Consider the following 9,698-nt stretch of genomic DNA (forward strand, 5'->3'; position numbering starts at 1 on the left):
CTATTCGAATCCGCTGCCGCATGTGCTGATCCTCACCGCCATCGTCGTCGGCATTTCCACGACCGCACTGGCGCTGGCGCTCGCCGTGCGCATCAAGGAAAGCTACGGCACCATTGAAGAGGACGAAATTCTGAAAATCGAGCGCGACATGGAGAAAGAGAGCTGATGCTGCAAGCTCTCACCGCCCAGTTGCCTGCGCTGCAGGTCGTCCTGCCGTTGATCGCCGCGCCGTTCTGCGCCGTTCTCGGGGGCAATAATCGCCCATGGGCCATGGCCTTCGCCGCGAGTCTTGTCACCTTCGCCGTCTCCGTTGCGCTCTTTGCCAATGCGCTCGACGGCACAATCGTCTCCTACCACCTCGGCGGCTGGGCGCCGCCCATCGGCATCGAGTATCGCGTCGATATTCTCAATGCCTTCGTCCTTCTCATCGTGTCGGGCATCGCGGCGCTCACGCTTCTCTATGCGCGCGTGAGCATCGCCTCCGAGATCGATGCGCGCGAGCACGGGCTTTTTTATACGGCCTTCATGCTCTGCCTCGCCGGTCTTCTCGGCGTCACGATCACGGGCGACGCCTTCAACGTCTTCGTCTTTCTCGAAATCTCGTCGCTGTCGGCCTATGCGCTGATCGCAGCGGGCGCTCGTCGCGACCGGCGCGCGCTAACGGCTTCCTACAATTACCTCATCATGGGGACCATCGGCGCGACCTTCTTCGTCATCGGCCTCGGCATGCTCTTCATGCTGACCGGCACGCTCAACATGGCAGACCTCGCGCAACGCCTCTTCGAGCATGGCGACAATCGCACCTTGCGCATGGGCTTTGCCTTCATCGCCGTCGGCATCGGGCTCAAGCTCGCCATGTTCCCGCTGCATCTCTGGCTGCCCAATGCCTATACCTATGCGCCGTCCGCCGTCAGCGCCTTCCTTTCGGCAACGGCAACCAAGGTTGCGGTCTATGTGCTGCTGCGTTTTCTCTTCACCGTTTTCGGTTTCAGCATCGCCTTTGAAGTCGCCGTGCTTCGCAACATCATCCTGCCGCTCGCCCTTGTCGGTATTTTCGCAGGCTCCATCGTCGCGATTTTCCAGGACGATCTGAAGCGCATGCTTGCCTATTCGAGCATCGCCCAGATCGGCTACATGCTTGTCGGCATGACGCTGCTCTCCCATGCCGGGCTCATGGCCTCGATCATTCATCTCTTCAATCACGCCGTCTCCAAAGGCGCGCTCTTTATGGTCGCTGGCGCTTACGTCTTGCGCGCGGGCACAAGCTCCATCCGCGATCTTCGCGGCATCGGTCGCGACATGCCGTGGACCACCGCCGCCTTCGTCGCGAGCGGGCTCAGCCTTGTCGGCGTGCCGCTCACTGTCGGCTTCATCAGCAAGTGGTATCTCGTACAGGCCGCACTCGCGCAGGGCTGGTGGCCGCTCGCCATCCTCGTCGTTGCCTCGTCGCTTCTCGCCTTCGCCTATATCTGGCGCGTCGTCGAAGCCGCCTATCTGCGCGAGGCGCCCGAAGGCGTTCACCGCACGGAAGCGCCGCTCACCATGCTCATCCCCATGTGGGTGCTTGCCGGTGCCAGCCTCTTTTTCGGCCTCGATGCGGAGCTGACAAGCGCCGCCGCCAGCCGCGCCGCCAATGCGCTCATCGCCGCCTCAAACCTGTTCTGGCAGTGAGGGGCAATTCCGGATGTTCATGACAGCAGAATTCGCCCTCTACCTCGCGCTCTTCCTGCCGCTCGGCGCCATGGCGCTTATCGGCGCGCTCGGCGCATGGCCGGTCATTCGCGACGTCGCGCATGTCGCGACCGCAGCCGTCACCTTCGCGCTTGTGATCTTCCTGTTGCGCGCATTGCTTGGCGGAGCGGTGCCGGAGCTATTCCTTTTCGAAGTCATGCCCGGCCTGCCGCTCGCCTTCAGCATCGAACCGCTCGGCATGGTCTTCGCGCTGCTCGCATCGGGCCTCTGGATCGTCATTGCGATCTATTCGGCGGGCTATATGCGCGCCGCGGGCGAAGCCCATCAGACACGCTTTGCGATCTTCTTCACACTCTCCATCGCCGCTGCGCTCGGCATCGCCTTCGCAAGCAACCTCTTCACGCTTTTCATCTTCTACGAATTGCTGACGCTCTCGACCTATCCGCTCGTCGCCCACAAGGGCACGCCCGAAGCGCGAGCGGGCGCGCGCACCTATCTCGCCATATTGCTCACCACTTCCATCGGCTTCTTCCTCGTCGCCATCATCTGGACATGGACCGCCACGGGCACGCTCGCTTTCGAGCCGGGGGGCATTGTCAGCGGCCATATCGATCCCGCGCTTGCGCCGCTGCTGCTCGCCCTCTTCGCCTTCGGCATAGGCAAGGCCGCGCTGATGCCGTTCCATCGCTGGCTGCCTGCCGCCATGGTCGCGCCCGCGCCCGTCAGCGCGCTCCTTCATGCCGTCGCCGTCGTCAAAGGCGGCGTCTTCACGCTGCTCAAAGTCGGCGTCTATATTTTCGGCACCGGCTATCTGTCGCGCACCGACGCTTCCGTCTGGCTCGCCTGGGTTGCCGCCTTCTCGCTCATCGTCGCGGCCATCATCGCGATCACCAAGGACGACCTCAAGGCACGGCTTGCCTATTCCACCGTCAGCCAGCTTGCCTATGTGACGCTTGGGCTGGCCCTTGCCAATCAGATGGGCATCATCGGCGGCACCATGCAGATGGTCATGCATGCCATGGCCAAGATCACGCTCTTCATGTGCGCAGGCGCAATCTATGTCGCCGCAAATAAAACGCGCGTCAGCGAGATGACGGGCCTCGGCCGCCAGATGCCTTTCACCTTCGCGGCCTTCCTCATCGCCTCGCTCAGCATCATCGGCCTGCCGCCGCTTGGTGGCGGCTGGAGTAAATGGTTTCTCATCATGGCCGCCGCCGATGCGCAGCAGACGGTGATGATCGTCGTCCTCGCTCTCGGCTCGCTTCTCAGCATCGCCTATCTTCTGCCCGTCGCCGGTCGCGCGCTCTTCATGCCGGTGCCCGGCGGAAACACGAGCCCCGGCGTTCAGGAAGCGCCGCTGCTTTGCCTTCTGCCGCTCTGCGCAACGGCGCTCGGCTGCATCGCCCTCTTCTTCTTTGCTAGCGAGATATACGGCTTCCTCCTGCATATCCCCATGCTTCCGCCGGAGGCCGCGCCATGAAGCCCATCATCTCCGACAAGATCATCTATGCGCTGGCCGCGATCTGCATCGCGCTCGCCGCTGCCGATTTCTTCCGCGACCGTCACGGCTATTTCGACATTGAAAGCCAGCCGCTCGTCTATTGCGCCTTCGGCCTTCTCGCTTATGCCGCAGTCATATTCGTTTCCCGCGCGCTGCGCCGCCTCACCATTCGCCCGGAAGATTATTACGGACGCGAGGCGACGGACGCCGAAGACGAGCGCCCCGTGAGCACGGAGGCGCGCGATGTCTGAGATCGTCACGCCCGCCCTCATCTATGTCGCAGGCGCGCTGCTCACGCCGCTGATCCGCCATCACGCCTTGCGCGGCTTGTTCCTTCTCGCCGTGCCGCTCGTCGCGCTGGCAAGTTTCATCGCGCTCCCTTTCGCCAATTACGGAACGCTGCCCTTCCTCGATCTGCGTCTCGGCTTCCTGCGCATCGACGCGCTCTCTTACGCCTTCGCGCTCATCTTCTCGCTCGCGGCGTTTCTGGCGCTGCTTTATGCTTGGCATGTCCGCGACAAGGTCGAGCAGGTCTCGACCCTGCTCTATGCGGGCGCGGCCATCGGCGCGGTCTTCGCCGCCGATCTCGTCACGCTCTTCATCTTCTGGGAGGGAACGGCGCTTGCCTCGGTCTTCCTCATCTGGAGCCGCCGCACCGAAGGCGCTTATCACACGGGCCTTCGCTATCTCGCCATTCAGATCGGTTCGGGCCTGCTGCTGCTCGTCGGCATCATTCTTCACTATCAGCAGACCGGCTCCATCGCCTTTGAACGCATGGAGCTTGGCAGCACAGCCACCTGGCTCATCTTCCTTGCCTTCGGCATCAAATGCGCCTTCCCGCTGCTGAACAACTGGCTGCAAGATGCCTATCCCGCCGCTACGCTCACGGGCACGGTCACGCTTTCCGCCTTCACCACAAAGCTCGCCGTCTATGCACTGGCGCGCGGTTTTGCGGGCACCGAATATCTCATCTATATCGGCGCGGCGATGGCGGTGCTTCCGGTCTTCTACGCCACCATCGAAAACAATCTGCGCCGCACGCTCGCCTATAGTCTGAATTCGCAGCTCGGCTTCATGGTCGTCGGCATCGGCATCGGCACGCCGCTTGCGCTCAGCGGCGCGGTCGCGCATGCGGCGGCGAGTACGATCTATCAGGCGCTGCTGTTCATGAGCGTCGGCGCGGTTCTCTATCGCACGGGCAGCGACAAGGCGTCGGAGCTTGGCGGGTTGGCGCGCTCCATGCCGCTCACCTTCCTCTTCTGCATCGTCGGCGCATTCTCCATCGCCTCCGTGCCGCTCTTTTCCGGCTTTGTCACAAAGAGCCTCGTCGTTTCAGCGGCAGGCAGCGGCGGGTATTTTGCCGTCTGGATCGCGCTCACCTTCGCATCCGTCGGCGTGCTCGCGCATACCGGCATTCGCATTCCCTATGTTATGTTCCTCGGCGCCGATCGCGGCCTCAAGGTCGCGGAAGCGCCGCGCCACATGCTCGTCGCCATGGGCCTCGCATCAGCCCTTTGCCTCGCCATCGGCGTCTGGCCGCAACTGCTCTATGCCTATCTGCCCCACCCGGTCGAATATCGCGCTTTCTCGCTCGGTCATGTCGTCACCCAGCTCCAGTTGCTCGCCTTTGCGGGCCTTGCCTTTGCCTTGCTGATGCGGCGCGGGGTTCAGCCGACCAGTCTTCGCTCGATCAATCTCGACACCGACTGGCTCTACAGGCGCTTCCTGCCCGGCCTTGTCGGCATCCTCGCCTATCATGTCCGGGATGCCTGGCGCGGGCTGGCGCGCTTTTCATACTATCGTCTGGAGCGCATGCTCGTTGCCGTCTACAGCACGCATGGCCCGCAAGGGCTTCTTGCGCGCACATGGCCGACGGGCTCAATGGTGCTCTGGATCGCGGTTCTCCTTGGCATAACCCTGAGCCTCGCTTACCTATAGAGTGAGGACCCCAGCCCCCGCAAAAGGAGACCCCCATGGAAATGTCCGGCCAATACCGCATTCCTGCGCCGCGAGAGACCGTGTGGGCTGCCCTTAACGACGCGGATGTTCTGCGCAAGACCATTCCGGGTGCGGAGTCCGTCGAAAAGATTTCAGACACCGAATTCGAGGCCGTCGCCAAGGCGAAGGTCGGCCCGGTCAATGCCCGCTTCAAGGGCAAGGTCACTCTCAGCGACATCGACGCGCCAAACGGCTACACGCTGACGGGCGAAGGCAATGGCGGCGCAGCCGGCTTTGCCAAGGGTTCCGCTCGTGTCGACCTTGGCGACGACAACGGCGTGACGGTGCTGACCTACAAGGTCAACGCGCAGATCGGCGGCAAGCTCGCCCAAATTGGACAAAGGTTCATCGACAGCACGGCCTCGAAGCTCGCCGACGAGTTTTTCGGCAATTTTTCGGCAGTTCTCGGCGGCACCAAGGTTGAGGCGGAATCGCCGACCGAAGACCTCGAAACCTTCGGCAAGTCGCCGGATCAGGACGCCATGGCCCCGACTGGCGTGCCCATGATCCCGGACGAGGAGGCCGGACAGGGCCTCTCGCCCTGGATCTGGGGCACGGCCCTCATTATCGGCGTTGTCATTCTCATTCTGATCTTCGGGCGCTGAAACCGGGCTTGTGCGCGCCGCTTGACGTCGCAAAGCCAAGCGCGGAGACTCGCGAAAACATCCAAGGGAGAACGCGCATGACCGTCGTGTCGATGATCGTCAACGGAAAGCCCGCCAGCGCCGATGTCGAAGCGCGCACGCTGCTCGTGCATTTCATTCGCGATGAGCTGGGACTCACCGGCACCCATGTCGGCTGCGACACCAGCCAGTGCGGCGCCTGCGTCGTTCATGTCGATGGCCGCGCGGTCAAATCCTGCACCATGCTTGCCGGGCAAGCCGAAGGCGCGAATGTCGTGACCATCGAAGGATTGGTCAAGAATGGCGAACTGCATCCCGTGCAGAAAGCATTCAAGGAGCATCACGGTTTGCAATGCGGCTTCTGTACGCCGGGCATGATCATGACCGCCGTCGATCTCATCCGTCGCAAACCCGATCTCGACGAACAGACGGTGCGCGAGGAACTGGAAGGCAATCTCTGCCGCTGCACCGGCTATCACAATATCGTCAAGGCGATCCTCGCCGCATCGCAGGAGATGCGCTGAGCTGGAAGGAACATGCGGGCCTCATCCTTCGAGACGCGGCCTTCGACCGCTCCTCAGGATGAGGAAATTACTCTGAACCAATCCTCACCCTGAGGAGGCGCGGAACGCGCCGTCTCGAAGGGCGAGGCCCCGGAGGCACGGAGGAATACATGTCCGACAGCGTCACCGAACAAGGCATCGGCAAACCCGTCCGCCGCAAAGAGGACTTCCGTTTCATCACCGGCAACGGGCACTACACAGACGACATCAATCGCCCTCGCCAGACGCATGCCTATTTCCTCCGCTCGCCCCACGCCCACGCAAAAATCAGAAGCATAGACACGAGCGCCGCCTCGGCCGCGCCCGGCGTCGTCGCCATCTTCACCGGCAAGGACATTGCTGCCGACAAGCTCGGCGGCCTCATCTGCGGCTGGACCATCACCTCGAAAGACGGCTCGCCGATGCATGTCGGCGCGCATCCCGTTCTCGCGCTGGATACGGTGCGCTATGTCGGCGACCACGTCGCCATGATCATTGCCGAAACGCAGGCGCAGGCGAAGTCCGCCGCCGAATTGATCGAAGTCGATTACGAGGCGCTTCCTGCCACCGTCGCGCTTGCCACCTGCCAGACGCCCGCCGCCGCGCAGGTTCACGCGGAAGCGCCGCGCAACACATGCTTTGAATGGGAACTCGGCAACAAGGCCGAAACTGAAGCGGCCTTCGCCAAGGCTTCGAAGATCGTCAAGATCGATCTCCTCAATAACCGCCTCATTCCCAATGCGATGGAGCCGCGTGCGGCCATCGGCGAATATGACAAAGGCAGCGGCGGCTACACGCTGCATACGACAAGCCAGAACCCGCATGTCGCGCGCCTCGTTCTCTCCGCCTTTGTCGGCGTCGCGCCGGAGCACAAGCTCCGTGTCATCGCGCCCGATGTCGGCGGCGGTTTCGGTTCCAAGATTTTCATCTATGCCGAAGAAACCGCCTGCGTCTGGGCAGCGGCAAAAGTCGGCCGTCCGATCAAATGGACAGCGGAACGCTCGGAGTCCTTTCTCTCCGACGCGCATGGCCGCGATCACATGAGCCATGCCGAGCTTGCGCTCGACGCCAACGGCAAATTCCTCGCGCTGCGCGTCAAGACCGTCGCCAATCTCGGCGCCTATCTCTCGACCTTCGCGTCGGCCACGCCGACCTATCTTTACGGCACGCTGCTGTCGGGCCAATACGACATCCCCGCAATCTATGTCGAGGTCGATGGCGTCTACACCCATACAGCGCCCGTCGATGCCTATCGCGGCGCGGGCCGCCCGGAGGCCGCCTACCTCATCGAGCGCATCGTGGAAACAGCGGCGCGCGAGACGGGTGTCGATCCGGCTGAAATCCGCCGCCGCAATTTCGTGACCAGCTTCCCGCATCAGACGCCCGTCATCATGAATTACGACACGGGCAATTTTGCAGCCTCGCTCGACAAGGCGATGGAGATCATCGACTACAAGAGCTTCCCCGCCCGCAAGTATGAAGCGGCGCGGCGCGGCAAGCTGCGCGGTATCGGTTTCTCCACCTATATCGAAGCCTGCGGCATCGCGCCGTCTGCCGCCGTCGGTTCGCTTGGCGCTGGTGTCGGCTTGTGGGAATCCGCCGAGGTGCGCGTCAACCCAACCGGCAATGTCGAAGTGCTGACCGGCTCGCACAGCCACGGACAGGGCCACGAAACCACGTTCGCGCAGCTCGTCTCCTCGCGGCTCGGCATTCCGATCGACCAGATCGAAATTATTCATGGCGACACCGACAAGGTGCAGTTCGGCATGGGCACCTATGGCTCGCGTTCCGGCGCTGTCGGCATGAGCGCCATCGTTAAGGCGCTCGACAAGGTCGAAGCCAAGGCAAAGAAGATCGCCGCGCATCTCATGGAAGCCGCCGCCGAGGATATCGCCTTCGAGGATGGCCGCTTCACCGTCAAGGGCACCGACAAGTCGCTCGCCTGGGCGGAGGTTTCGCTCGCCGCCTATACGGCGCATGGCTTTCCCTCGAGCGAGATCGAACCGGGCCTCAAGGAAGGCGCCTTCTACGATCCGGCCAATTTCACCTTCCCCGCCGGTTGCCACATCTGCGAAATCGAGATCGATCCCGAAACCGGCATCCCGCAAATCGTCAACTTCGTCGCCGTCGACGACTTCGGCACCATCATCAATCCGATGATCGTCGAGGGTCAGGTTCACGGCGGCATCGCGCAAGGCGTCGGTCAGGCCATGCTCGAACATGGGGTTTACGACCCGGAGTCCGGCCAGCTCGTCACCGGTTCCTACATGGATTACACCATGCCCCGTGCCGACAATCTGCCGAGCTTCAATCTCGGCTTCACCAAGACCGAATGTCCGTCCAATCCTCTGGGCATGAAGGGTTGCGGCGAAGCGGGCGCCATTGCCTCGCCACCTGCGATCATCAACGCCATCACCGACGCGCTCGGCGTTCGCGACATCGAAATGCCCGCGACCCCTGCACGTATCTGGGCGACGATACAGTCGAAGCCCCGCGTCGCCGCCGAATAGGAGAAAGCCATGTACCAGTTCAACTATGTCCGCCCGACCTCGCTTGCCGATGCGCAGGCCCTTCTCGCCAAGGCGGACGATCCGAAACTGCTGGCTGGCGGACAGACGCTCATCCCGACGCTGAAGCAGCGCCTCGCCATGCCGAGCGACGTCATCGATATCGGCTCCCTGAAGGAACTCGCCTTCATCCGCGCCGAGGGCGACGCCATCATGATCGGTGCAGGCACGAAGCATTTCGACGTCGCGAATTCGCCGGACGTCAAAAAGCACATTCCCGCCCTTGCCGCGCTGGCGGATATGATCGGCGATCCCGCCGTCCGCCACATGGGCACGCTTGGCGGCTCCATCGCCAACAATGATCCGGCTGCGGATTATCCCGCCGCCTGCATCGCGCTCGACGCGAAAATCCACACGACGAAGCGTCTCATCGTGGCGGATGAATATTTCAAGGGCATGTTCGAGACGGCGCTTCAGCCCGACGAGATCATCAAGGAAGTCACCTTCCCGCATCCCGAGAAAGCCGCCTATCAGAAATTCCCGAACCCCGCCTCGCGCTACGCGATGGTCGGCGTCTTCGTCGCCAAAGGCCCGTGGGGCGTCCGCGTCGCGGTGACAGGTGCAGGCCAGGCCGGTGTTTTCCGCGTGAAGGCCATGGAAGAGGCGCTGACGAAAAACTGGTCGCCAGACTCCGTCGCCTCGATCAAGGTTCCCGCCGACGACCTGTTGTCCGACCTTCACGGCAGCGCCGAATACCGCGCGCATCTGATCACCGTGATGGCAAAACGCGCGGTCGCAGCGGCGGGGTGAGGAGGCACAACCCTCACCTCACCCC

9 protein-coding genes are annotated in these 9,698 nt (G+C 62.7%); all 9 read left to right on the forward strand.

Annotated features, from left to right (window positions below; translation table 11 throughout):
• Positions 1–13: 13 nt before the first annotated feature.
• On the forward strand, positions 14–166 hold the full coding sequence (locus WA943_RS01330) for an NADH-quinone oxidoreductase subunit K (RefSeq protein ID WP_424467942.1): 153 nt from the start codon (positions 14–16) through the stop codon (positions 164–166).
• A complete protein-coding gene (locus WA943_RS01335) occupies positions 166–1,671 on the forward strand; it encodes a monovalent cation/H+ antiporter subunit D family protein (protein WP_424467926.1) in 1,506 nt (501 codons plus the stop codon). The genes WA943_RS01330 and WA943_RS01335 overlap by 1 nt, the downstream gene beginning before the upstream one ends.
• A gap of 19 nt (positions 1,672–1,690) precedes the next feature.
• A complete protein-coding gene (locus WA943_RS01340; RefSeq protein WP_424467928.1) occupies positions 1,691–3,172 on the forward strand; it encodes a proton-conducting transporter membrane subunit in 1,482 nt (493 codons plus the stop codon).
• Positions 3,169–3,444, forward strand: coding sequence for a hypothetical protein (locus tag WA943_RS01345; RefSeq protein WP_424467930.1), 276 nt, complete (start codon positions 3,169–3,171; stop codon positions 3,442–3,444). Before WA943_RS01340 ends, WA943_RS01345 begins: the two co-directional genes overlap by 4 nt.
• The gene (locus WA943_RS01350; RefSeq protein ID WP_424467932.1) at positions 3,437–5,131 is read left to right on the forward strand and encodes a Na(+)/H(+) antiporter subunit D; all 1,695 of its coding nucleotides are present in this window, start codon (positions 3,437–3,439) and stop codon (positions 5,129–5,131) included. The genes WA943_RS01345 and WA943_RS01350 overlap by 8 nt, the downstream gene beginning before the upstream one ends.
• A gap of 35 nt (positions 5,132–5,166) precedes the next feature.
• Positions 5,167–5,796, forward strand: a complete 630-nt coding sequence (locus WA943_RS01355) for an SRPBCC family protein (RefSeq protein WP_424467934.1) — start codon at positions 5,167–5,169, stop codon at positions 5,794–5,796.
• A 77-nt stretch (positions 5,797–5,873) separates the two neighbouring features.
• Entirely contained in the window at positions 5,874–6,338 is a 465-nt protein-coding gene (locus WA943_RS01360; protein WP_424467936.1) for a (2Fe-2S)-binding protein, read from the forward strand.
• Positions 6,339–6,487: 149 nt separating this feature from the next.
• Complete coding sequence (locus WA943_RS01365; protein ID WP_424467938.1) at positions 6,488–8,866, forward strand: xanthine dehydrogenase family protein molybdopterin-binding subunit; 2,379 nt, start codon at positions 6,488–6,490, stop codon at positions 8,864–8,866.
• Positions 8,867–8,875: 9 nt separating this feature from the next.
• Positions 8,876–9,673 (forward strand): FAD binding domain-containing protein, encoded by a 798-nt coding sequence (locus WA943_RS01370; protein ID WP_424467940.1) that lies wholly within the window; start codon positions 8,876–8,878, stop codon positions 9,671–9,673.
• Positions 9,674–9,698 lie beyond the last annotated feature (25 nt).

The sequence above is a fragment of the Parvibaculum sp. genome, assembly GCF_049651025.1.
Lineage (GTDB): Bacteria > Pseudomonadota > Alphaproteobacteria > Parvibaculales > Parvibaculaceae > Parvibaculum.